This is a genomic window from Leptospira andrefontaineae (assembly GCF_004770105.1).
Taxonomy (GTDB): domain Bacteria; phylum Spirochaetota; class Leptospiria; order Leptospirales; family Leptospiraceae; genus Leptospira_B; species Leptospira_B andrefontaineae.
In genome coordinates this window covers 201,115-225,422 of record NZ_RQEY01000005.1, presented here as the reverse complement: position 1 = coordinate 225,422, position 24,308 = coordinate 201,115, and the positions used below count along the sequence as shown (strand labels likewise).

Below are 24,308 nucleotides of genomic sequence, written 5' to 3'. Positions count from 1 at the left end.
TTATATGAGCCAGAGTACCCTTGATTATGTACTAGCGCAAAGAATCCAAGGTTTGGATTCCTCAGCCATCCGAAAAGCATTCGAACTTGCCGGGACATTAAAAGACCCGATCAATCTTTCCATTGGACAACCTCATTTTCCTTGTCCTCCTAATATTGTAGAAGCTGGAGTCAAAGCTCTTCGCGACGGAAAAACTGCTTATACCTTAACAGCAGGAATTCCGGAACTGAAAGAAGCTCTCTCCCAAAAATACAAACAAGAAAACGGGATCGATTATGCAAGTCCGGAGCGTCTTTTAGTTACTTCAGGTATCAGCTCCGCGTTTTTATTACTTTTCAATTCTCTTTTGAATGAAGGAGATGAGTGCCTTGTAGTAACTCCTCATTTCTTGATGTATCCAGCTTATATAAAAATTTACGGCGGGAAAATGCATACGGTTTCCGAAGATTTCCAGCCCGAAGATCTGAATACATTCAAAGATAAGAAGTTGAAGATCATTATCTTCTCTACTCCTTCCAATCCTACAGGAACTGTTTTAACTAAAAAACAACTCACTGCTCTTGCAGAGCTCGCGGAAAAAACGGGAGCTTATTTGATCTCCGACGAGATCTACGAGAAATTCGATTACGATAAATCTTTTCTCTCCGTGGGATCTTTTTATGAAAGAGCAATTACTCTTTCCGGGTTTTCAAAAACCTATAGTATGACCGGGCTTAGATTAGCATCCATAGTTGCACCCGCTCCTATTATAAAAACATTAACAACCTTGCAACAATACACTTTGGTTTGTGCGCCTTCTGTGACCCAATGGATGGGAATAGAAGCTCTTAAAACGGATATGCAACCTTATATTGATGACTATAAGGAAAAAAGGGATTTTGTTTACGAAAATCTAAAGGATCATTATCAGCTAAAAAAGAGCGGTGGCGCATTCTACTTCTTCTTAAAAATTAAGGAGAAGGACGATGACTTCATCGTAAAAGCTGTAAAAGAAAAAGGTCTGATCTTAGTGCCTGGTTATATATTCGTAGATTCCAAAGAATATATCCGTATCAGTTTCGCTTCCGAATGGGAGAATCTGAAACGAGGCATAACAGCACTAAAAGAACTGGCGTCTTAAGAGAAAATTTTGGCGGAGCTATATTCCGAATTTCCGAGTTTACTCTTCTTTATATGGATTGGAGGCGTTTTAGTCTCCTTTTCTATGGGAAGTTTTTATTCTACCCTAGCTTATAGGATCCTCAGATTCTATTATGGAAAAGAAAGAAAGATCGGTTCCAAACTTTTTAGACTTAAAAAAATCTTAATAGAACCTTCTGCCTGCGAATCTTGCGGAACACAAATTAAAGGTGCAGCGATCATTCCTGTATTCGGATATTGGATCTCTAAAAAGGAATGTAGTAACTGCAAGGCTCCAATCAATCCTCTATACTCTTTATGTGAGGCAGTATTCGGATTATTGTTTGTAGTCTCCTTTCTTCTTACCGGAAAATTATTAGGTAGTTTTGCATTCGTTGCCTTGTGCGGACATTTATTAGTAGCAGCAAGCACTGACTTCAAAAAGTTTTCCTTAGATTACGAAAATTTGCCATTCATTCTTCTGTTTGGAGCCTTGGCAAATTATCTATTATTCGATTCTGTTCCTGGCAAAGCGGAATTGATCGTGTACGTCTCCTTCTCCGCAGTATTTTTCTTAGTTTATTTTATATTTCCAACAAGTATGGGATTTGCAGATGCAATATTCGCTCCCGCATTTGCATTCTTGAGCTTACATCCTTGGTGGATCTTTTTCCTAAATTCTTCTTATGGGATCGCGATCATCATCACTATCCTGAAAAGAAAAAAGGGAGAAAGTCTCAGACAAGTCCCTATCCCGATGGGAGTGTATTTTTCGATCGGGCTGGCATTGACATTTATAGCTAGAATGCTCTCAAATTCAGGTTTACTTCCGAACTGGGCGGATCTCATTCTATAAGAAATATGGAAAATAAGATCTCCGATATCCGTAACGAATACAGCAAAACTTCTCTGGACGAAAAAGATATCGGAGATTCTCCCATTGATTTTTTCAAAATTTGGTTCGATCAAGCGGTTCATTCAGAAGTTAGAGAACCAACTGCGATGACTTTGGCAACTGTTCGGAAAGATGGAATGCCGGACGCAAGGATCGTCTTACTAAAAGGAATCGAAAAAGAAGGATTCCAATTTTATACAAATTATACGAGCGCTAAGGGAAAAGAATTAGAATCGAACCCGAATGCTTGCTTAGTATTTTTCTGGGCAGAATTAGAAAGACAGGTCCGTATCAGAGGAAAGATCTCCAAAGTCTCCAGAGAAAATTCGGAAGAATATTTTCATTCCAGACCGTTCGCAAGTCAAATAGGTGCGCTTGCTTCTTCTCAAAGTGATCCTGTCGCTGATCGATCTATTTTAGACAAACATTATGAAGAACTGAAATTAAAGTACGAAGGCAAAACTGTTCCTCTACCGGAAAACTGGGGAGGATACATACTAGAAGCTTTTGAAATAGAATTTTGGCAGGGACGAAGAAGCCGCTTACATGATCGGATCTTATTCCGAAAAGAAAGCGGCTCTTGGGCAAAAACCAGACTACAACCTTAGTTCAGTCCGAGTAAATGCCCCATTCTCATTTTTTTAGTGAATAGATAGTGGTGGTTATTCCCTGTAGGTTTGATCTCTATAGGAATTCGATCCGTAACTTCCAGACCGTAACCTTCCAAACCTACGATCTTACGAGGGTTATTCGTAAGTAGTTTCATCTTACCTACACCTATATCTTTTAGGATCTGAGCACCCACTCCGTATTCGCGAAGGTCAGGAGCAAATCCCAACTTCTCATTAGCTTCTACAGTATCCATACCTTGGTCCTGCATATTATAAGCCTTGAGTTTATTGATGAGGCCTATCCCTCTACCTTCTTGTCTCATATAGAGAAGAATTCCCTTCCCTTCTTGAGCGATCATAGAAAGTGCAGAATGGAGCTGAGGTCCACAATCGCAACGGCCGCTTCCGAAAATATCCCCGGTAAAACACTCGGAATGTACGCGGACCATTATAGGTTCATTCTTATCAATTTTACCTTTTACTAATGCGACATGGACTTTATCATCTATAATAGTAGAATAAGCTCTGACGGAAAAATCTCCATATTCAGTAGGAAGAGTTGTCTCTACTTCCAAATGGATAAGATTTTCTTTTTTCCTTCTATAACGGATCAGATCTTCGATGGTGTAAATATTAAGCCCGTGTTTCTCTGCAAATTTTTCCAGATCAGGAAGACGGGACATTGTTCCATCATCATTCATGATCTCACAGATTACGGAAGCTGGATAAAGCCCTGCTAGTTTAGAAAGATCTACAGATGCTTCCGTATGACCCGCTCTTCTGAGAACTCCGCCTGAAACCGCTTGTAGTGGAAATAAATGACCAGGTTTCATCAGATCGCCTGGAGTGGTTTTAGGATCTATCAGTACTTGGATTGTAGTCGCTCTGTCTTGAGCAGAAATCCCGGTAGTCGTTCCGTTTTTTGCGTCTACGGAAACCGTAAAAGCCGTCCCATGTTTGTCGCCCAAACTCAGGTCGTCCACCATTCTGTTCAGACCGAGTTGTCTGAGTCTGTCTCCCTCCATAGGAAAACAAATTAGGCCCCTTCCGTAGGTGGCCATAAAATTCACCTTTTCTTTATCGGTGAATTGGGCGGCACAAACAAGATCCCCCTCGTTTTCCCGGTCTTCGGAATCCACGAGAATGATCATCTTCCCCGCTTTTATATCTTCGATTGCCTGTTCAATGGAGCCGATCATGATTCCACCTCATTTCTTGGACTGTTTTTTTTCCATGATAAATCCTAGCCAACTCGGAAAAGTGAGACTGATAGTTGGTAATTCGAACCAAGGATACCGCTTGGGGAATAAAAAGAAATTTCGCACAGAGGTCACAGAGAACACTGAGGGGGATAAGTTCCGATATATTGGAGTTCCTATATACAATCTCTCCGTGAACTCCGTGTTCTCCGTGCGAAAACCCTTAGCTATTATATTTACCCAGTTGCTCTAAATATCTCGCGATTAGGTCCACTTCCAAGTTCACCTTGGCCCCGACCTTCCATGCTTCGGAGGCATTGGTGACAATAAGAGTTTCCGGGATCAAAACTAATTCAAATTCGCCAGGTTTGGAATCCACTATCGTTAGCGAAATTCCGTCCACAGTTACACTACCCCGGACCGCAAAATATTTGGTAAAAGAAGGATCATGTGAAATTACGAACCTTCTCACTTTCCCTGAATCTTTTTCTTCGGAAACTAGAATGGTACCTGTTAGATCCACATGGCCTGTCACAAAATGGCCGCCCATTCTAGTATGAGGTTGGACCGATCTTTCTAAATTGATCTTTGTTCCGACTTGGAAACTTCCGAAATTGGTAAGCTCTAAAGTTTTGTAAGAAGAATAAAATTCGAATTTGTTTCCGTTCTCTTGGAAAGAAGTCACTGTATGGCAAGCACCGTTGACCGAAATAGAATCCCCGTTTTTTAGATCGGGATCTTTCCAAACGGTGGTTACTTTGAAAATTTTACCGTCTCCCGTGTCTTGGACGGATTCAATTTTTCCTGTAGTCTCTATCAGTCCTGTAAACATCTTCCCAGCTCCCAAAGATCAGAACCAAGTTCTGCCTTCCATTCCATGGAAAATTTTCCCTTCCATTCAGGCAAGATCCCTTTTGAAAAAGAAACGGTATTCGATCTGACCTGTAAGATCGAATCATCTTCGGAAAGTATTGGAGAAAATAGTTTGTATAGTAGATTTCCACCTTCTACGAGTGCGGTGTTGATCTCCCAAGAATGTAAAACTCCTAAAATTCTGGAGATATCGGAGAAAGAAACCTTCTCCAGTGAGAATTTAGAAAGGTTTTCTAATATACTTAGGAAACTTGGATCGTAAGATTTTTTCTCATCTAAGAAGAAGGCAGCATTCTTCATTCCAATCCTATCATTGATCTGATTTTGTTTTTCCAGAAAGTTTTTGCTGATAGAATTTTGATCAGGTAAGAAAAAAACTCTAAGTGGCTGGTAATCCTTCTCTTTCTCTTTATGGATCCGAAACAATTCCTGATCGGAAGAATATTCCAAAACCGCAGATACAAGTCCAGAAAATCCTTTGTAGGAACTCCTACTAGGATTAACGTTTGTACCCTCAGATCCGAGTAAAATTCGCGGATTGATTTTTGGCAAAGAAGAAGGTACTCTAAAATCTAAGCCTGGATCATCAACTCGCACTGTATTCGGCCCAACTAAGATCGCATCCACTTTGGCTCGTAACATAGAAAGAAATACGTCAGACTCGGAAGAAGATATTTTCTCTCTGAGACCTTCTCCCGAGCTGAAATAACCTTCTTTACTGAGGGAAGTTTTGAGTAAAAAAGCAGGTCTTCTTTTTTCTATCCTGGACTTAAATCCAAACAGAAACCGAGAAGAGATTTCGGCTAACTCAGGATTTTCAAAAACTTGGACTCCTGTCTCAGCGAGCTTACTTAAACCGGAATGAGCAGAAACTAAAGGATTCGGGTCCTTCCACCCATATTCCAAACGAACCGGTCTTTCTTTTAAAAATAGATCAATACAAGGAGGAGTTTTGCCATAATGAGAACAAGGCTCTAAGGTTACATACGCGTTATGGTCGGGAAGTTTTCCGGTTGGGAACTTTTCTCGAAGCAAACGATATGCTTCTCTTTCTGCGTGATTTTTTCCGGACTTTTGTGTGGAAGCGGAGGTTAAAATTTCACCGGTGTTTGCGTCTTCTAAAACGCAGGCCACCGGAGGATTCGGACTAGAATATCCGGTGGAGACAAAGGAATAGCGAGTCAATTCCTCCCGAATAGTATCCGGGAGGGAGGAACTCAAGAGCGTTTCCACCTCTTACTCAGAGTATCGTAGATGTCTACGAGAGGTGCAGCAATGAATACTGAGGAGAATGTTCCAAGGATAATCCCGAAGGTAAGAACATAAGCGAAGTCGTACAACTCCACTGCTCCACCGATGATGATCGCAACCACGGAAATCAAAGTTGCTACTGAAGTATTGAACGTTCTGGCAAGAGTTTGATTGATGGAAATATTGATAATTTGGGAAAAAGCGTCTCTCAAATTACCCGCATTTTCACGGATCCTGTCGAATACCACGATCGTATCGTTGATGGAATATCCGAGTAATGTCAAAAGAGCCGCAATGATAGGAACACTCGGTTTAATTTGGAAAAATCCGATAAACGCGATTGTGATAACTAAGTCATGAATGAGCGCTAAGATCGCACCTAATGCGAACTTGAATTGGAATCGGAAGCTCAAATATATCATGATAAAGAAAAGAGTTAAACTTAAAAGAGAGATCCCTGTAGAAGTTAACTCAGCTCCCACTACTGAACCTACTTGGTTCGCAGAGAGAATTTTCTTTTTTTCTAATTTAAAGTCTTCTTGTAAAAGTCCGATCAGAGCATCAATCGCAGAAGCTTGTTTAGCTTCGATACTATCTTTTCCTTTTTTTTGCAGATATAATTCTTTGATCTGATCTACAGAACCGAGGCCTATATCGATTTGGTAATCGTTTTTATCCTTATCCATTAGGACCAAAACAGCTTCCAAATTTTTAGAGGAGAAATACTCCTCCAAATTTTTACGTTCTACATTCTTAGGGAATTCGACTACGGCTCTTAAACCTCCGTCAAAATCCAAAGAAGTAGCAAACCCACCGTATTTCCCGAATGTAACTCCAAAACCGATCGCGATCAGTATAAGAGAGAAAGAAATGGATACGTATTTATATTTTATAAAATCAAACATTTTTGGACTCCAGTTTTTTGAATCCGATACGAAGTTTACGAACTCCGAATTTGTTTACCAATAGATCCATGATCATTCTGCTCAAGAACAAGGAGGTAAACAGGGAAGTGATGATACCCCAACAAAGAGTAATCGCAAATCCTTTGATTGGTCCGTTTCCAAGTTTGATCATCAAGATACCCGAGATCAACGTGGTAACGTTACTATCCATAATCGTCCAGAAAGCATTCTCAAAACCTTGGGCAACAGCAGCAGAAACATGTTTTCCTGCTGCGAGTTCTTCCTTGATCCTTTCGTAAATAATTACGTTAGCATCCACCGCCATACCGACTGTTAGGATGATCCCGGCAAAACCGGGTAAGGTCAAAGTAAATCCCATCAAGGAAAGAAGTGCCATAAGCACGATCACATTCACAAGAAGTGCGATATCCGCAACCAAGCCAGACAATCTATAGATGACCAACATGAATACGATCACGAGTGCAAATCCTAAAAGGACCGCTTTTAATCCCACTTCGATGGATTCGATCCCTAAAGTAGGACCGATAAATCTCATTTCTAAAACGTTCAATGGAATAGGAAGTGCACCCTCACTGATCACATTTGCGAGATCTGTAGCTTCTTTTTGCCCGAACTCTCCGTCTATCTGAGCGTTACCGCCAGCAATAGGGCTACGAATGACCGGATCGGAAATAACTTTGTCTCCCCAAACGATTGCAAGTTGTCTTCCCACGTTTTTGGAAGTGATATCAAAAAATTTCTCCGCACCTTGAGAAGTTAAGGAGAAGGAAACGTAATAGGTAAGTCTATTTTGGTCGTAACTCTCACGAGCGTTTCTCATGTCCTTTCCGTCTAGAGAAATAGCTCTTTCCAGAACCACGAATTCTCTAGGAAGTAGAGATGCCTTAGGGTTATTTGCTCTGGACCATTTTACGTACAATTTATATTTTTCAGGGATATTGTACTTCTTCTCCATCGCTTCCAGGAATTTATCCTGTTCGTCTTTTCCCAGTTTCTGTTTTACGATATTCTGGAATCGTACGATCTCCGTTTCTTCCCTCTTACCTTGGTTCATGAGTTTCATTTCTTCCAACTCAATTGCGTCGTGGTAAATTCCTCTGGAGTTCGCATTGGAATCAGAAGGTTCTCTTAATCTGTATTCCACAGTTTCAGTGTTACGGATAATATCTAAGATCTGAGAAGAGTTGCTAACACCCGGTAAAGAAACCTCAATAGAATCTTGGTCCTTCTGGATACGCACCTGAGGCTCCGTCAGGTTTTGATTGGTCAAACGGTTATCAATAATGAGCTTCGCTTTTTCCAACTCTGCCAGTTTTCTGCCAGGAGTTAATTCGAAATAACTTTCGATCTCTTTGAGTTTGTCCTGAGCTTCCTTTCTTTCTTTTTCGGAAAGAGCGACATCTGCTTTTTTCTTAGTAAGTTCTTCGATCTCTTTCGTATAAGAATCTTTTAATTTAGAAGTATAATCGTCGAAATCACCTTTCAGAACGACTCTCATTCCACCTTGTAAGTCCAACCCTAAACGGATCGCAAGAGGTCTTCCTCCGAAGATATATTCTTCTACCAAAGTAGGTCTAAGTTTGTTCTTAGGTTCTAAGATCAGTTCCTGGTTTTCTTGAGAAAGTTGGTTGATCTTTGCGGAAGTGATAAATCTTCCTTTGACTAGATAATAATCCTGCTCAGGAAAAACACTAGGATCAGGTTCAATCTGCCAGTCGCCTTTCGGATTATAATCGGTTTTCCATCTTTCCGCAAAATTGGAAAGTAAGTCTTTGCGGGTCTCTTCCGGTAATTGGTTAAATTCTTTTCTTACTGCAAGTTCCAATTCCCTTTCGGCGAAGTTTGGGTAAAGAAGCGTCAGTGAAGACGCTACAACCAATATTGGAACAAAAATCCATTGGACAGATTTCAAATTCGGACTCCTAGTCTCTTCTCACTTTGTTGATGGTCACAGGGGAACGCCGAGTGACGCGTGCGCCTTTGGCTCTGAATTGGTATAAAGCAAAAGCAAGTATGATTGCGATGATGATGATCGCCTTTTTATGTTCAGAGAAAAATCCGGCAATGGCTCCCTGCTCTTTTTGTTCCGCAGCCTTTCTTTTCTCTTCTTCTTTTTTCTTATCGTCCCCGAGTTTTAGGATCTCTCCTAACTTCTCACGAATAGAAATATCTTCTTTAGGTAAAGAAGAAGCGCTAGCATCATAACCCGGTAGATTTCTCGGACTTAAATTCGTTTCTTCGTTTAACCAGTAAGGCTTTTGGATCTCTGCCGATACTTCCGGATTAGAAACTTCTTTGTTTAGATTTCTCTCAGTAGTTTCATTCGGCCCGTTAGGATCGCCTGAATTTTTCCCTTGAGTAGGATCCTCCGGTGCGATTTCAGGATCTACTTTTTTCTTAGGCTCGGATTCTTTTTGCTCGGTCTCTTTGGACTCGACTAACTTCTTCTTTTTGCCTGCATTTTTCTTTACTTTTTTCTTTCTAGAAGCTTTTGCAAGAGGTGTCTTTTTGGAAGAAGTGGTTGTCTTCTTTGGTTCTGAAACCTTATCCAAAAAATCGATTTCTTCTCCGTCCTGTCCGAAAATCGGAAGGGCCAAAGAGATGGAAAGAAGGAGGCATAGGATCTTATTCATGAGTCGCACCGGTTATACTGATACTATCGGAAAGACGGAATTACGCCTCTTTCTCTTTTTCCTTCTTTCTTAAAATCGTGCTAGAATTGAAGGTAACGTTGGTGTCCTTAGCGATGGCCAAAACCACAGATTCGTTATTGTCCTTAAATTCTACTACCTTGCCATGGATCCCGGAAGAAGTGATGACCACGTCGCCTTTTTGAAGGCTTTCTATCATTGTCTTTCTTTTCTTTTCCTCATTTCTCTGAGGACGGATCACGATAAAATACAGAATGATAAATAGGATCGGGATGAATAATAGAGTATTAAATCCACCTTGCTGCCCTGCCGGTTCCGCTTGGGCTAATATTAATAAATTCTGAAAATTGCTAAACATGATGAAACCTGTGTTTCCCTTTTTGGTCCTTTTTGAGACCAGTATTTTCCTTTATTATCCCTTGGTAATTAAATTTTGAAAGAAGGCGCCTGTTTTTCCGGAAGCCAACTGTTCTAATGCGGTTTTGTACCCATCTAGGATAGAAGGAGCTTTTCCCAAGGTAAAAAGCCCGGCTCCCGCATTTAAGGCAACTGCGTGAGTGCCCGCGATCTTCTCCCCTGCAAGGATCTTTCTAGCCAAGGACTCTGCTTGGTCCGGCCCACTGGTGAATACTTCTGCAGGATTCAGATCTTTTACACCCAGATCTTTAGGATCGAAGTCTCTTCTGGAGATGACACCATCTTCCAATAGAGTATAATCCGTTTTTTCAAAAATGGAGAATTCGTCCAAGCCGTCTCTAGAATGACATACTAGGGCCCTTCTCAAACCCAAACCTTGTAAAACCCGTATAAAAGTTTCAGTCAATTCAGGTTCGTACACTCCGATGATCTGATACTGAGGAGAGAATGGATTACTCAAAGGTCCGATCATATTGAATAAGGTCCTAAATCCTAATTCTTTACGAACCGGTCCCGCAAACTTCATAGATGGATGCCACATAGGAGCGAATAAGAAAGCAAACCCATTATCAAGCAGATGGGATTCCACTTCTTCTTGGGTCTTTTCCGTATTATATCCTAATCTTCCGAGGATATCGCTGGAACCGGTATGGGAAGAAACGGAACGGTTTCCATGTTTCGCAACCTTGATACCAAGAGAAGAAAGTACGATCGCAGAAAGTGTGGAGATGTTTACTGTACCTTTTCCGTCTCCGCCGGTCCCGCAGGTATCCAACATATCGAAAGGAAAAGCTGTTTTAGGTTTGAGCGCGTTACGTCGAAGAGCCAAGCAGAAACCCAATAGTTCGTCTACTGTTTCTCCCTTTGCTCTCATTGCGGTCAAAAAAGAAGAAAGTAGGATCTCAGATACTTCTCCTCTCATTACGGAGTTGATAGAGGCTTCCGCTTCCGAAACTGTAAGATTCTTTTTTTCTAAAACTTTAATGATAGCTTGTCTAATTTCCATTTTTACCGAATGCCCTCCGTATAGAGCTGTAACGGATCACTTCCCTGTTCGAGATCAAATAGCGTATTCCGGAAAGTACAGTGATCAGAGTGGTCAATAACATTCCGAAGTAAGGAACAAATCCACCTAATCCAAATACCAATTCGTTCCAGCCGGGGGCACCGTTTTCCTGCCAAACCTTAACGAATGCAACTGCGTTTTCAGAAGCGATCCCAAAAACGGTCATACCTGCAAGTTTTCCACTTTGGTAGACCTCGTTAATCAGAATTCTTTTATTCGAAGAAACTAATATAAAGAAGATCAAGATTAGAATAATAGCTCCCATCTGGAAGGCTGTCTTTACCTTTCCAAGCATGGTGGTTCGGATAGATTTTCCCAAACGGATTGCGAGATAACGCAAAGTTGTGATGAGCATATCTCTTCCGATGATAAGTATTACCATCCAAAGTTCGATTTGCTCATGCAAGAAAATGAATGTAGTAAAACAGCCTACTACAATGATCTTATCTGCGAGTGGATCTAAAAATTTTCCGAACTCGGTCTCTTGTTTCCATTTTCTTGCCAGATAACCATCTATAAAATCAGTGATAGATGCAAGAGAGAATAAGACCAAAGCGGCAATATGATACGCTTGTTCCTTCTGGTATAAAAACCAGATAAAAAAAGGAAGTGAGGCAACTCTTAGTACGGTAAGAGCGTTGGGTAAGTTAATATTCGGATTCAAGATTCCAACCAAGTTCCCATCATGTCGTATTCGTAAAAAGATTCAATTTTCACTTTTCCGATTGTTCCTGGTTTCAAAGAAGGATCTTCTACATAAACCACTTCGTCTATTTCCGGAGCATCTTGCAAACGTCTGACGATTGCAGTATTACCTTCTAATCCGTCTACGATCGCAGTATAAGTTTTACCTATTCTGGATTCGTGGATCTCTTGCAGGATTTTCAAATGAGTATCTCTAATCAGGTTAATCCTTTTCGCCTTCTCCTTATCTGAAACTGTTTGGGACAAATCTGCACCTTTAGTTCCTTCTTGAGGAGAGTAAGAGAATAAATTCAGTTTTTCAGGACGAGTCTCTTCTACAAAACGTAAGATCTCATCCACATCTTCTCCTGTTTCGCCAGGGAAACCCAGAATGAATGAAGTTCTGATTTCAAGATCCGGCCTTACTTCTCTTGCGAGTGAATATAGATCCTTGAATTGGGAATATCCCCCGCTTCTATTCATGTTCTTCAATACTCTTTCTGAAACATGTTGAAGAGGAGATTCTAGATAAGGAGCGATCTTAGGAATTTCTCCCATGAGTCTGAGGATCTTTTCAGTCTTCTTATCCGGATATAAATATAAAAGTCTTAATATTTCAAGATTCTCAATATCCGAGACAGCCTTGATCATATCCAAAAGTTTGTCAGAGTCTTTTCCATAATACACTGTATCTTGGGAAACCAAACAGATCTCTTTTGCACCTGCAGAAATTGCTCTTTTAGTATCTCGAATGATCTCTTCCAAAGGAGAATCCACGAACTTTCCGCGTAGGGAAGGAATGATACAGAATGCACAACCTCTATTACAACCATCTGAAACTTTTACGTAAGCATAAGGTTTGGAATAGTTTTCGATCTCAGGAGAAAGTTTCATTCTTTCTACTATGTCTGAGTTGAATTCGGTTTTTGCGGGAGAAGAGATGTCTCTACGGAAAGCTTCTTTAATGATCTTTCCTGCTTGGGAATATTTTCCCGTTCCGAAAACAAGATCCACTTCAGGGATCTCTGCAGAGATATCTTTTGGATATCTTTCTGCGAAACAACCGACAACAACCAACTTCTGGCCTTCTTGCTTTTTAGCGTGAGCCGCACCGAGTATAGTTTGGATGGTTTCTTCTGTAGCTGAACGAATAAAAGTACAGGTATTGATCAGATGGAAATCGGACTCTTCCGGTTTTGTAGCCGGAAGAAAACCTTCTTCCAAAAGAGAATGGTGCATGCTCATGGAGTCCACGGTATTTTTGGGACATCCAAGAGTGGTAATGTAGAACTTTTTATCCAAACGAAGCCTTACTCGCCCAACTCCTTAATGATAAACTGTGTGCTATCGTAAGGGTTTGGTGTTTTTATATAAACTTTCTTCACTAATTTTCCGGGGCGTCCTAAGACCACTTTAGGTTTTCCGTTTTGGATCATCTCCACCGCGGAACCGTCACCTACTTTGATCTCTAAACGATCTTTCGCTTCCAGAGCTTTATTCTCTCCACCTTGTACAAGACCTCTAAATCCCATTTGACCATCTATGATAAACTCGGCATAGCTTGGTTTAGAGAAAAATAATGTTACTTGGATCGGAACATCACCCAAAGTTTTGGTGGAATCCTCTCCTTGAGGATTAGGCTGTACAGTAGTGCCTTGTTTTTCCTCTTCACTTAAAGAAACTAAAACTTTTGCGGAACTTCCGGTAACACTTTGAGCCGCAATCCTGATACTTCTGCGTAAGGAGGAAATTTCAGGAATAGAATAGCTAAGGACCTTTTCTTGTCCTTCGGATAATCTGAATTTGTAAACAGTCAGTTCAGGATACACATTGAATGCAAGAACAGCAGTATTCGTATCGGATCCTTGCTCAACTGTAGAAATGAAAAGTTTACATTGTTGGTTGGAAGCGCTAAAACTAACACCTTGGTTTGCAGTTAAGATGAAACTTTCAGGTCTTGTTTCCGGGACGGAACGATTAATGAAGTCTATATTTTCAGGGATCTCCAACCTTCTTCCACTTTCTTCCGAAACATCACCATCAGAAGAAGTTCCGTCAATGAAGGTATAGAGCAGAACAGCAGCGATCGCTACCATCAGAACGGAGATAGCAGTAATCAGTTTGTTCTTATCGAAGTTTAGATCATAATAAAAATTAGAAGTAGGCTTGGTGAGTTCTTCCAAAGGAGCCTGGGACTCTTCTATCTTCTCACCTCTGTATAAATTGATCAGCATTCCCGTGTCTAACTTTAAGTAACTACCGTAGTTTTTTAAAAATCCTATGGTAAATGTTTCTCCAGGAAACTGAGCATAGTCCTCAGTCTCCAATGCGAGAATGTATTTAACGGAAATATTCGTATCCTTAGATACGTCCTTTACAGTGAGCTTTTTTTCTTCCCTAGCCTCTCTAAGGATTTGCCCTACTCGTTTCTGATTCAATTTCGCTCTCCTTTTTCTAGGAAGATTTATTCTTCCGACACCAAGGGGTTATTTACGATTTTAGAATTACCGTCCGGACGGAAATTAAATACTCCATCCTCGATATCCGCATTTGGATCTAATCCGAAAAATTCCACAGTTGTAGTTTTACCTCTTCCATCACTTGCAACTGCCTTTTTGATGAAGGAGGTTTGTGCATCGACATAGAGGGTCATAGTTTCGTAACCGCCGATCTTCTCTCTTTGTTCCAAAGCCAATACGAAATATTGACGATTGTCCTTAGGAGAGATCTGAGGTTGTTCTATGGATTCGAATTTATAATGATACTTTCTGAAAATCCTTGAAAGACCTTCCTCCGTCAGTGGAGAAAAAATAGGACCGGATTTATTAGATTTATTTAATGTAAGATCCTGCTTTCCTGCGGCATTCAATCTTTTGATGAAGATCCAAAGAGTTTTGCCGTCGGAAACGATCTCGTCTCCGGAAGGATCTGAAAATTCATATTTGATCTTTCCACCCTTCTTATAATAGCAGACACCTTTTTTAGTGACCACTTTTTTGTTGGCTTCCGTTTGGATCACAAAATCAGCCTTATAAGCTTTTAGGTCCGAAAAAGTTTTTCTGACTTTTTTAACCACCTCAGAAGGTGAATTCCAATGGTGTTTTGCGGATGACTGAGCGCCTAGGGAGAAGCTGCCGAATAGAACGGCCAGACATAAGGCGATAAATATAGAACGATTGCTTCTGGTATCTTTCATTCTCAGGTAATGCAGGGATTTTTTTCCAGGATGGCGAGTATCCGCCCCCCTGTCACTTGGTTTCTTTTCCCGGCCTGGAAATTCCTAGACCGGGTCGAATTTTTATGCGGACCTTAAAATTTCCCGTCCCTTAGATCCCAGGATAGGAGAAACGTATCCCCTTTCTTCCATTAATTCCATGATCCGAGCCGCCCTGTTATAGCCGATTTTCAAACGTCTTTGCAAGTAGCTCGCACTTGCCTTTCGATCCGTTCTTACGATTTCCCAGGCCTTATCGAATAGCTCCTCATCCATCTCTTCCGCAGATTCGGATTCGGTTTCTTCTTCCAGATCGAATTCTACGTAGGTAGGAGCTCCGTATTTTTTGGCCTCATCCACGATCTTCTCAATTTCTTCCTCAGAGATAAATGGAGCCTGGATCCTTGCCAGGTCCGCAGAAGTAGGAGACTTGTACAACATATCTCCTTTTCCGAGAAGAGATTCAGCGCCATTCATATCCAGGATGATCTTGGAGTCAGTTTTTTGTGCCACATGGAATGCAATCCTTGCAGGACAGTTCGCTTTGATAAGACCAGTGATCACATCCACAGAAGGTCTTTGGGTCGCCATCACCAAGTGGATCCCAACCGCTCTGGACTTCTGGCTGATACGAGTGATCGCATCTTCCAAATCTTTTCCAGAAACCATCATAAGGTCGGCAAGCTCGTCGATGAACACCACAAGATAAGGCATTTTATTATAACCTTCTTTGTGATAATGTTCTTCAACCTTCTCATTATAAGAACGGAAGTCCCTACATTTCAATTGGGATACGGCTTCATAACGTGCTTCCATCTCTTGGATCACCCAAGAAAGGGATTTGGTTGCCTTACGAGCATCCTTGATCACAGGCATAAGAAGATGAGGAATATCTTCGAACAGAGTAAGTTCCACCATCTTAGGGTCTATCATGATAAAACGAACTTCTTCCGGAGAAAGATTCAGAACAAGAGAAGCGATCATCGCATTCAAACAAACAGATTTACCGGAACCTGTAGTTCCTGCCACAAGCAAGTGAGGAAGTTTATTCAGATCGATAGATACAAGCTTACCGGAAATATCCTTACCGATCACAATATTCAGATCTTTCTTAGGTTTAGGCGCTAAAGAAGAACGTAATATATCTCCTAAGAAAACATCCTCTCTATGTTTATTAGGCACCTCGATGCCGATCGTGGATTTACCCGGAATAGGAGCGACAATACGAATATTCTTAACTGCAAGATACATCCTAAGCTCGTCGGTCAAAGAAGTGATCCTTCCCAGTTTCACTCCAGGAGGAGGAGTGAGTTCATAACGAGTGATGATAGGACCTCTTTCCCAGCCTACTACCTTAGCTTCGTAACCGTAAACTTTCAGAGCGTTCTCGATCTCGAACGCAACCTTTTCAGATTCTACTTTAAAAAGTGCATCTTGAACTTTCGTAGGATTACTTTTCAAACGATTCAGAGGAATATGATACACGGAACGTTTTGAACGGAATACCGGCACCATGGAAACCGGCGCAAAAGGAAGTTCGGATTGTTTCGGTTTTTTCTCAACAACCGGAGTAGGATTTACAACAGGAGAAGGTAACGTACTTGGAATCGCCACCTCAGGCGTAATAACCGCCTTAGGTTCCTCGACTTCTTCCATTTCTTCCAACTCATCTGAATCTTCCGCTTCTTCCTCGTATTCTTCTTCCGAATCTTCCAGCTCTTCTAAAGAATCTTCCTCTTCGGTCCATTCTTCCAGCTCATCGCCTTCTTCTTGTAAGTTTTCCTCTTCCGAAGAAACTTCTTCTATAATTTCTTTATTAGAAAGAATCGGTTGGATCTCTTCTTTTAACTCTTCCACTTCAGGAGTTGTATCCAAAACTTCTTCTTTTGCAAAAGAAGTAAACGTAGAAGTTTCGCTTCTAAGATCCAAGATCTCCCATGCTTTTTTGGAAGAAACAGCAGGGACTTCTTCTTTTCTTTCCTGAATTCCGTATACCTTCTCCACAAGACGAGAAGAAGCAGTCTGGAATTGGAAAATCTTCCTATCGTCTTCAAAAAATCCCTGAAGAAGACCGGAGTTTCTATATTGTACGTTAGATTCTTTTAGGTCAGAAACCTTGGAGTTTCCTTTTGCTTTTTGGATATAAGATTCTAAATTCGTAGGAGTTTTCACTGGATTTTGTCTTTCTGAAGAAGGCACCGAAACTTCTCTGCGAAACCAAGGAGGCACATTCTCTTCCGAAACTTCAGTGTTTGTTTCTTTCCAAGAAGGAATTGAATTCATCATACCTGTAAGACCCTTGGACCAGTCAGATGATTTGGTTTTAGGAAATGCAGGTTCGTAATTTGGGATCTCTTCTTCTTTTTTGGTTCTTCCATTCATATATCCGGAAAGCCATTGCTCCTTCCAGTCCCGACCGCTTTGTGCAAGAAGCCTTCCTAAAAAATGGACCGGAGATTCATTCAAATAAACAAGTATGCCGTAAAAATAGACCACAAAATGGATGAGAAGTCTTCCGGTAGAACCAAGAAGATATTCCAAAGCCACAGCTAACGCTTGGCCGAGGACTCCACCGTTAGATGCAAATGGAACTGTAGAAACATTTCCGAAAACATTCAGACTCACTGCGACCGCAAGTAGGAATAATGGAATGGTAAGAAGTTTGTTAGTAACATCCTGAGCGGGTTTCGCAAGAAGTATCCCGCCGGTAAGAATGAGCATGATGCCGGGAACAAAAGAAGCGTTCCCAAATAAGTACAAAAATCCCCAGGAAAGATAATGGCCTAACCTACCAAAAAGGTTCGCCTCCACTCCATTTTCCGCAATTGTAAAGGAACCCAGAGAAAGGGTCAGAAAAATCCCGGTGAAAAGAAGAAGATACGGCAATGCCGCACGCCCCTTTTCCCAAATCGCTATATTTTGTCCGACTATTTGGTCCCTTCTATCCATACTCCGTAAGCATCGGCAGAAATCTGGAATCCGAAAAGAGACAAAATACTGAAAAAAAGCCCTATCCGTCGTGGAATCAGTTTTCCGGCCTTCTTTCGGTTTTTTGATTGAAAACTTAAATCAACCAGTTAATAGACTAGTATTTACTATGAACGTAAACATGGAATCGGTTTCCGCCTTCCAGGCGAAGACCCATTTATCGGAATTACTCAAAAAAGTCCAAGCAGGAGAGGTTTTTGTGATCACTCATAGAGGCAAACCAGTCGCAAAATTAATCCCCTTTTCGGAAGAGATCGAATTCGATCCCAAAGAAGGACTTAACATTTTAAAAAAGATCAGAACCAGCATTTCTTCGAAGGTAAATATTAAGGAATTTATCAACGAAGGCCGCAAATGGTAAAACTCTGGGTCTTAGATTGTTCCTTAGCAGCTGCAAGTTTTCTACCGGACGAAAAGTCTCCCAAAGCCGATCAATTCTTACAATCGATCGGCAAGACTGTTCGTGCAGTGGTTCCCAGTCTTTGGTGGTATGAGTTCAATAACGTATTATTAGTTTCCAAAAGAAGAAAAAGAATCAACGATTCTCAAGGTAAACAGATTGTTTCTATTTTTGAGTCGCTTGCGATTGAATTCGATATCAATCTATCATTCGAAGTATTTCGACATATCCAAGAATTAGCATTAAACTACGAACTTTCTTCTTATGATGCTTCTTATCTGGAGCTTTGTATCCGAAAAGGAGCAGGTATAGCGACTCTAGACGAAAAGGTTTCTGCAATAGCTAAAAAACTAAAGATAGAAGTTTTTAAATGAGAGACACAGAAGTTTTTCGCGCAGAGCCTCTAAGGCCCGGAGTTTTTGAAAAATAAATTCGGGATCTTCTTTTCTTTGCGGCTTCGCGTGAAATAAAATTAAAATAGATTCGGACTCACGCTAAGGCGCTAAGAGATGAAGGGCCTTAATTAACAGATCCAAAAACCCTTCCCCTGCCAACTCCGTGATCTCTGTGCGAAAAATTAGCTCGAAATCAGAAACCGGTGCTACCAAAGCCCCCTGCGCCCCTTTCGGATTCAGGAAGTTCAGTCACAAGTTCCCAGTCGGTATGCCAGGTACGGCGGATCAATAATTGTGCGATCCTAGTTTTGTCTTCAAGAAGATATGGCTCTTTTCCCAGATTGAGCAGAGGAACCATCAATTCCCCTCTATAATCGGAGTCGATTGTGCCTGGAGTATTTGGAATTAAGATCTTAAACTTAGTAGAAAATCCGGAACGAGGTCTGATCTCGAAATGAAATCCTTCCGGAATTGCAAATGAAAGTCCTGTAGGAACTAAAACCACTTCTCCAACAGGCAATGTGAGAGTGGAATCCAAACAAGCAGCAATATCATAACCTGCAGAACCGGAAGTTTTGATCTCCGGAAGAATAGCTTTTTCTTTTAACTTTTTAACTGGGATTTTCATATTAGTACGAATAGGATCCGAAAATAGATTTTATTTTTTGTTCTTCTTTCGGTTTTAATTTTGCCAAAACGGAAAGATGTAACTCTGGAAGTGCGAATATTTTTCGGACTGTCTCGTTGATCTCTTCTTCAGTTACTGAATGGATCTCTTTGATCCTGTTTTCTAAAGAATTGTATCTTCCATAATATAATTCTTGGAAAGCGATATTATTCATTCTACTTTCAGTATGCTCGTAACCTATGGAAAGACTTCCTTCATGGTTTGTCTTAGCGTCTTTCAATTCTTGGGAAGTTACTCCCTTATCTACAAAAAGTTTAACTTCTTCTAAAATTAGTTCCAGACTTTCGGCAAACCTTTCTTTAGAAGTGGAACATACAATCGAATTGATCCCTACATCACGATAAGAAGAAGGATAACTTGTAATATGATAACAAAGCCCTTTTTCTTCCCGCACTTTCTGGAATAACCGAGAAGACATTCCCCCGCCTAAAACATGTGTGAGAAGTGAAAGCCTTGTAGCATCGTGGAAATTTCGAGGAAAACCTTCTCCACCTAAAATAAAATAGGCCTGTTCCGTTTCCTTATTCCCTTTGCGGAAATATCCGAATTCTTTTTTAGGAGTTTCGAATGTTCCTTCTTTTCCTTTTTTAACTGAATGAGAGAAGTATTTGGAGACCAGATCGAATACGAACTCCGGTTCGTAATTTCCGGAAAGAGAAAGTATCATATTCTCCGGATGATAATAGGTCTCGTAAAAATTTCGAAGGCTGGATGGAGTCACCCCACGGATAGAGGTTTCCGTTCCGATGATATCTCTTCCTAATGAATTTTCGCGAAATAGATTATTATAATAAAAATCGTGGATAGCATCTTCTGGAGAATCTTCGTAACCCTTCATCTCTTCCAAGACTACTTCCGCTTCCGTACGGATATCTTGGTCCCTAAACAAAGGCTGGAACATCATCTCTGAAAGTAATTCCAATCCGAGCTCTAGATCTCTGGAAGCTAGAGTTGCATGAAAGTAAGTGTATTCTCTGGAAGTGGCTGCGTTGGAATAAGCTCCTACTCTTTCCCAGTCTTCCGCTTGTTGTTTTGCAGTACGCTTTTCTGTGTCTTTGAAAAGCATATGCTCTAGAAAATGACAGTAACCTGCGGTTTCCAAAGTTTCGGATCTGGATCCCACTTTTACATACACTCCCATAGACACGCTTACTGAATAAGGAGCTCTTTGGAACAAGACTACAAGTCCGTTCCCTAATGTGATTTTATGATTTTTTTCTTCTAGAAAAACCAATGTACTACCCGGCGAAAGAATTTCGCCGGTCTGTCAATTTGTTAAACTTCGAGAGCGTCTCTTCTGGAAAGATCGATCTTTCCTGTTTTATCCACGTTCAATACGCGGACACGGATGATCTCACCTTCTTTCACTACGTCTTTCACTGAATTCACACGTTTGGAATCCAATTTGGAAATATGGCAAAGCCCTTCTTTACCTGGCAGGATCTCCACAAAGGCACCGAAATCGGTAATACGTTTCACTTTGCCTTCGTAAATTTTTCCTACTTCAACTTCCGCGAAGAAACCTTCTACCATGCCTGCAGCTTTTTCTGCCTGCTCTTGGTTGGCTCCAGCGATAGTCACTTTTCCATCGTCGTCTATATTGATATCCGCTCCGGAAGCTTCAATGATCCCGCGGATGTTTTTACCACCTGGACCGATCAGTTCCCCGATACGATCTTTAGGTATATATTTTACGATAATTTTAGGCGCTGTGCGAGAAACTGAATCCGCAGCTTTGGAGATGGATTTTTCCATCACATCCAAGATATGGAAACGAGCTTTTTCAGCCTGGGCAAATACCGCTTCTAGAACGTTAAACGCAACACCTGTTACTTTTAAGTCCATTTGGAATGCAGTGATCCCTTTTCTGGTTCCTGCTATCTTGCAGTCCATATCACCAAAATGATCTTCTAATCCTGCGATATCGGATAATACTGCAAATCTTCCACTCTCATCGGAGAATAATCCCATTGCAATTCCGGAAACTGCGGACTTGATCGGAACTCCCGCTGCCATTAGAGCCAATGATCCGGAGCATACGGAAGCCATGGAAGAAGATCCATTAGATTCTAAAATTTCGGATACAACTCTGATCACATAAGGAAAATCATCAGGTTTAGGAAGAACTAATTTAAGAGCTCTTTCTGCCAAGTTTCCGTGACCGATCTCTCTACGACCCGGTCCGGAAGATCTTCTTACTTCCCCTACTGAGAATGCAGGGAAGTTATAATGAAGCATGAAGTTCTTTTCTTTCTGACCTTCCAATGTTTCATAACGTTGGTTGTCGGATGCAGTTCCAAGAGTCACTGTTCCCAAAGATTGGGTTTGTCCTCTAGTAAATACTGCAGAACCGTGAACTCCAGGAAGAGGACTCATCTCTACGCTGATATTACGGATCTCGTCCAACTTTCTTCCGTCGAAACGAACTCCTTCTTTTAATACCTGCTCTCTTACGATCTCATACTCGAGTTCATGTAAGAAGTTTTTAATGTCCTTGATCTTTTCGGATTCAGTTACGGTTTCTTTGAAGTGTTCTACCACTTCTTTATTTGCATTAGAGATTTCTTTATTACGAGAAGCCTTATCAGCAGTTTTATTTGCAGAAGAGATCTTATCGAATGCATATTTGCGAACTTCGCCTAAAAGAGTTTCGTCTTTTACTTTGAGTTTAACTTCTTTTTTAACTACAGCGAGTTCTTTCGCCCAGCTCTCTTGAAGTTCTACAAATTTAGCGATATGAGCGTGAGCAAACTTTAATGCTTCCAACATTTCTGCGTTGGATAATTCTTTTGCCTCTCCCTCAATCATTACGATATGGGTTTTAGTTCCTGCAACTACCAGATCCAGATCAGAATTCTGGAGTTCCTTGTTGCCAGGATTGATTACAAGTTCCCCGTTAATTCTTCCTACTCTTGCTCCGGCAATCGGACCATTGAAAGGAATATTAGAGATTGTTAATGCAGCAGAAGCAGCATTCAACGCGTGACCAGCTGTAGAAATTTCGTTATCCGCAGAAAGAACAGTTACCTGCAATTGAACTTCGCAGAAATATCCTTCCGGGAAAAGTGGACGGATCGGTCTGTCGATGATCCTGGAGTTTAGAACCTCATGCTCATAAGGTTTTGCTTCTCTTTTGAAATATCCACCTGGGAATCTACCTACTGAATAAACTTTTTCAGAATATTCGCAAGTAAGCGGGAAGAAGTCTTGGCCTTCTTTAGGTTCGTCTGCGGCACAAACAGTTGCTAATAAAACTAGATTTCCGGTTTTATATACTACGGACCCGTGGGCTTGCTTCGCCCAATCTCCCGTTTCGAGAGTGATTGAATCACGGCCAAATTGGCCATTAATAGTTTTAGCCATGAGAGAACTCCTTACTTGCGGAGTCCGAGAGCTTCGATTAGTTTTTTATAACGTTCTAGATCAGTACGTTTTAGGTATTCTTGTAATCTTTTACGCTTGCTGATAAGTTTAAGAAGACCTGTTTTAGAATGAAAATCTTTCTTATGAGTTTTAAAATGTTCGTTAAGATCTTTAATTTGAGCGTCTAGAAGAGCGATTTGAACTTCTGTTGAACCAGTGTCCCCTTGCCCTTTTGCAAATGTGGATATAATTTGCTTCTTTTGTTCCGTAGTTACCATAGTTTGATTGTACCTGTTGCCAATTTTCGGGGGCCTAGCCCCCTGTCCAAGCTAAATTTTAGAAAAGACCTTCAAATATTTATAAGAAAGGCTGCCAGGAAGTCCCTCCCTCCTGCAATATGCCAAAATCTCTCCTTCCGGAGAGGTAAGTAGGAACTCCTGAGCCGGGATCCAGTCCAGCTTGATCTTTTTCCCATGAAAAACGTCTTTTACCTCAGTACTTGGGATCTCCACCGAAGGAATATCCAGAATCTCTTCCGGAGGATGGATGATCGCTTTCCCAAGTAGCAATGCCTCGTAGGTATCGGCTTGTTCCAGTTTGAGTTTACCCACCTTGGTCCTATTCAAAGACTTAAGGCACATCGGGATCCCAGCTTCTTCCGCTATATCCATGACTAGCTTACGAATATAAGTTCCGCCAGAAACCCTGGTCTTCAATTTGAAACCTCCTGGGCAGAATTCTCCAGCCGCGAATTCGAATATTTTGATCTTACGAATGCTTGGTGGAACGGAGATCCCTTCTCTAAATAATTTCGCTCTTCTCTGCCCTTGCACCTTGAGCGCGGAAACTTCCGGCGCAATCTGTTCTTCCCAACCGGAAACCTTGGAAAGAATTTCTTCCAATTTGGGCATGGATTCTTGGTACCATTTTTGGATCTTAGAAGTTTCCCAATCTTCTACCACTAAACCTTCTCTGTCTCCAGAGTCAGTAGAGAAGCCGAACTGAACCTCAGCCTCGTATTCTTTGTCTTTTCCTAAAAATACTTGGGAGAAACTTGTCGAAGTGCCTACAGGAAGCACCATCAAACCCGAGGCAGCCTTATCTAAGGTACCTGTGTGACCTACTTTTTTAAGTCCGAGAGTCTTTTTGGCTTTTAAAACCAGATCAGAAGAAGTCATTCCAATCGGTTTATCCAAGAGCAAAAATCCGAATTCAGTCCGGATTTGTTGGTTTTCTCGTAAGTCGGAGGGATTCATCTAAACCTTGGATATATTCTTCGTCCCAAACAAAACTCATTCTAGGTGTGATCCTTAGATTGAGTTTTGTGGAAAGAGTCGCGGCAAATTTACCCGAGGCGCTATTTAATCCAGCGAGTAATTTTTCCTTTTTTTTGTCCGTTACGATCGCCGTTACGTACACCTTTAGATTTTTGGAATCGTCCGAGAGCTCCGATCTGTGAACGGAAACCATATGAACCCTTGGGTCCTTGACTTTTCCGGCCAGGATCATCATGGCGACGGTCCGAACCGTCTCCGCTTCGATTTTCCTTTTACGGATCGGATTCACTC

General features: G+C 41.2%; 24 protein-coding genes. 5 read left to right on the top strand and 19 right to left on the bottom strand.

What is annotated here, in order from left to right; genetic code table 11:
* Window positions 1–4 precede the first annotated feature (4 nt).
* From EHO65_RS02730 to pdxH, 3 genes are read left to right on the top strand one after another with little or no spacing between them, the layout of a single operon-like run.
* Window positions 5–1,120 (top strand): pyridoxal phosphate-dependent aminotransferase, encoded by a 1,116-nt coding sequence (locus EHO65_RS02730; protein WP_135772670.1) that lies wholly within the window; start codon window positions 5–7, stop codon window positions 1,118–1,120.
* A gap of 9 nt (window positions 1,121–1,129) precedes the next feature.
* A complete protein-coding gene (locus EHO65_RS02725; protein ID WP_135772669.1) occupies window positions 1,130–1,975 on the top strand; it encodes a prepilin peptidase in 846 nt (281 codons plus the stop codon).
* Window positions 1,976–1,980: 5 nt separating this feature from the next.
* Window positions 1,981–2,622, top strand: coding sequence for a pyridoxamine 5'-phosphate oxidase (gene pdxH, locus EHO65_RS02720; protein ID WP_135772668.1), 642 nt, complete (start codon window positions 1,981–1,983; stop codon window positions 2,620–2,622).
* Here pdxH and EHO65_RS02715 read toward each other — a convergent pair.
* The 13 genes from EHO65_RS02715 to EHO65_RS02655 form a co-directional block, all read right to left on the bottom strand.
* Window positions 2,619–3,824, bottom strand: coding sequence for a bifunctional 3,4-dihydroxy-2-butanone-4-phosphate synthase/GTP cyclohydrolase II (locus EHO65_RS02715; protein WP_135772667.1), 1,206 nt, complete (start codon window positions 3,822–3,824; stop codon window positions 2,619–2,621). The genes pdxH and EHO65_RS02715 overlap by 4 nt on opposite strands.
* A gap of 223 nt (window positions 3,825–4,047) precedes the next feature.
* Entirely contained in the window at window positions 4,048–4,656 is a 609-nt protein-coding gene (locus EHO65_RS02710; protein ID WP_135772666.1) for a riboflavin synthase, read from the bottom strand.
* Complete coding sequence (locus EHO65_RS02705; protein WP_135772665.1) at window positions 4,641–5,918, bottom strand: bifunctional diaminohydroxyphosphoribosylaminopyrimidine deaminase/5-amino-6-(5-phosphoribosylamino)uracil reductase RibD; 1,278 nt, start codon at window positions 5,916–5,918, stop codon at window positions 4,641–4,643. Before EHO65_RS02705 ends, EHO65_RS02710 begins: the two co-directional genes overlap by 16 nt.
* The gene (gene secF / locus EHO65_RS02700) at window positions 5,915–6,853 is read right to left on the bottom strand and encodes a protein translocase subunit SecF (RefSeq protein WP_135772664.1); all 939 of its coding nucleotides are present in this window, start codon (window positions 6,851–6,853) and stop codon (window positions 5,915–5,917) included. Before secF ends, EHO65_RS02705 begins: the two co-directional genes overlap by 4 nt.
* Entirely contained in the window at window positions 6,846–8,786 is a 1,941-nt protein-coding gene (secD, locus tag EHO65_RS02695; protein WP_135772663.1) for a protein translocase subunit SecD, read from the bottom strand. The genes secF and secD overlap by 8 nt, the downstream gene beginning before the upstream one ends.
* A gap of 10 nt (window positions 8,787–8,796) precedes the next feature.
* Window positions 8,797–9,507: an SRP-less Sec system protein gene (locus tag EHO65_RS02690; RefSeq protein ID WP_135772662.1), complete on the bottom strand. Its 711-nt coding sequence runs from the start codon at window positions 9,505–9,507 to the stop codon at window positions 8,797–8,799.
* 40 nt (window positions 9,508–9,547) lie between these two features.
* Complete coding sequence (yajC, locus tag EHO65_RS02685; RefSeq protein ID WP_135772661.1) at window positions 9,548–9,883, bottom strand: preprotein translocase subunit YajC; 336 nt, start codon at window positions 9,881–9,883, stop codon at window positions 9,548–9,550.
* Window positions 9,884–9,937: 54 nt separating this feature from the next.
* Window positions 9,938–10,948: an anthranilate phosphoribosyltransferase gene (gene trpD, locus EHO65_RS02680; protein ID WP_135772660.1), complete on the bottom strand. Its 1,011-nt coding sequence runs from the start codon at window positions 10,946–10,948 to the stop codon at window positions 9,938–9,940.
* Window positions 10,938–11,672, bottom strand: coding sequence for a CDP-diacylglycerol--glycerol-3-phosphate 3-phosphatidyltransferase (gene pgsA, locus EHO65_RS02675; protein WP_135772659.1), 735 nt, complete (start codon window positions 11,670–11,672; stop codon window positions 10,938–10,940). Before pgsA ends, trpD begins: the two co-directional genes overlap by 11 nt.
* Window positions 11,669–12,994: a 30S ribosomal protein S12 methylthiotransferase RimO gene (rimO, locus tag EHO65_RS02670; RefSeq protein ID WP_135772658.1), complete on the bottom strand. Its 1,326-nt coding sequence runs from the start codon at window positions 12,992–12,994 to the stop codon at window positions 11,669–11,671. The genes pgsA and rimO overlap by 4 nt, the downstream gene beginning before the upstream one ends.
* 8 nt (window positions 12,995–13,002) lie before the next feature.
* The gene (locus EHO65_RS02665) at window positions 13,003–14,130 is read right to left on the bottom strand and encodes a helix-turn-helix domain-containing protein (protein WP_135772657.1); all 1,128 of its coding nucleotides are present in this window, start codon (window positions 14,128–14,130) and stop codon (window positions 13,003–13,005) included.
* Window positions 14,131–14,156: 26 nt separating this feature from the next.
* A complete protein-coding gene (locus EHO65_RS02660; RefSeq protein ID WP_135772656.1) occupies window positions 14,157–14,888 on the bottom strand; it encodes a LolA family protein in 732 nt (243 codons plus the stop codon).
* A 102-nt stretch (window positions 14,889–14,990) separates the two neighbouring features.
* Window positions 14,991–17,855, bottom strand: coding sequence for a DNA translocase FtsK (locus EHO65_RS02655; RefSeq protein ID WP_135772655.1), 2,865 nt, complete (start codon window positions 17,853–17,855; stop codon window positions 14,991–14,993).
* 148 nt (window positions 17,856–18,003) lie between these two features.
* Here EHO65_RS02655 and EHO65_RS02650 point away from each other — a divergent pair, with 148 nt between their 5' ends.
* Together EHO65_RS02650 and EHO65_RS02645 are read left to right on the top strand one after the other, a co-directional pair.
* Complete coding sequence (locus EHO65_RS02650; protein WP_244243417.1) at window positions 18,004–18,255, top strand: type II toxin-antitoxin system Phd/YefM family antitoxin; 252 nt, start codon at window positions 18,004–18,006, stop codon at window positions 18,253–18,255.
* Window positions 18,249–18,668 carry a type II toxin-antitoxin system VapC family toxin gene (locus EHO65_RS02645; protein ID WP_135772654.1) on the top strand — a complete coding sequence of 140 codons (420 nt, stop codon included), beginning with the start codon at window positions 18,249–18,251 and terminating at the stop codon, window positions 18,666–18,668. Before EHO65_RS02650 ends, EHO65_RS02645 begins: the two co-directional genes overlap by 7 nt.
* Window positions 18,669–18,882: 214 nt before the next feature.
* Here the strand turns inward: EHO65_RS02645 and dut are convergent, their stop codons facing one another.
* From dut to rbfA, 6 genes are read right to left on the bottom strand one after another with little or no spacing between them, the layout of a single operon-like run.
* Window positions 18,883–19,317 carry a dUTP diphosphatase gene (dut, locus tag EHO65_RS02640; RefSeq protein WP_135772653.1) on the bottom strand — a complete coding sequence of 145 codons (435 nt, stop codon included), beginning with the start codon at window positions 19,315–19,317 and terminating at the stop codon, window positions 18,883–18,885.
* Window position 19,318: 1 nt separating this feature from the next.
* Complete coding sequence (locus EHO65_RS02635) at window positions 19,319–20,611, bottom strand: M16 family metallopeptidase (protein WP_135772652.1); 1,293 nt, start codon at window positions 20,609–20,611, stop codon at window positions 19,319–19,321.
* A gap of 41 nt (window positions 20,612–20,652) precedes the next feature.
* The gene (gene pnp, locus EHO65_RS02630; RefSeq protein ID WP_135772651.1) at window positions 20,653–22,740 is read right to left on the bottom strand and encodes a polyribonucleotide nucleotidyltransferase; all 2,088 of its coding nucleotides are present in this window, start codon (window positions 22,738–22,740) and stop codon (window positions 20,653–20,655) included.
* 11 nt (window positions 22,741–22,751) lie between these two features.
* On the bottom strand, window positions 22,752–23,018 hold the full coding sequence (gene rpsO, locus EHO65_RS02625; protein ID WP_100723501.1) for a 30S ribosomal protein S15: 267 nt from the start codon (window positions 23,016–23,018) through the stop codon (window positions 22,752–22,754).
* A 51-nt stretch (window positions 23,019–23,069) separates the two neighbouring features.
* On the bottom strand, window positions 23,070–23,996 hold the full coding sequence (gene truB, locus EHO65_RS02620) for a tRNA pseudouridine(55) synthase TruB (RefSeq protein ID WP_135772650.1): 927 nt from the start codon (window positions 23,994–23,996) through the stop codon (window positions 23,070–23,072).
* A complete protein-coding gene (rbfA, locus tag EHO65_RS02615; protein ID WP_086446695.1) occupies window positions 23,953–24,306 on the bottom strand; it encodes a 30S ribosome-binding factor RbfA in 354 nt (117 codons plus the stop codon). The genes truB and rbfA overlap by 44 nt, the downstream gene beginning before the upstream one ends.
* Window positions 24,307–24,308: the final 2 nt, after the last annotated feature.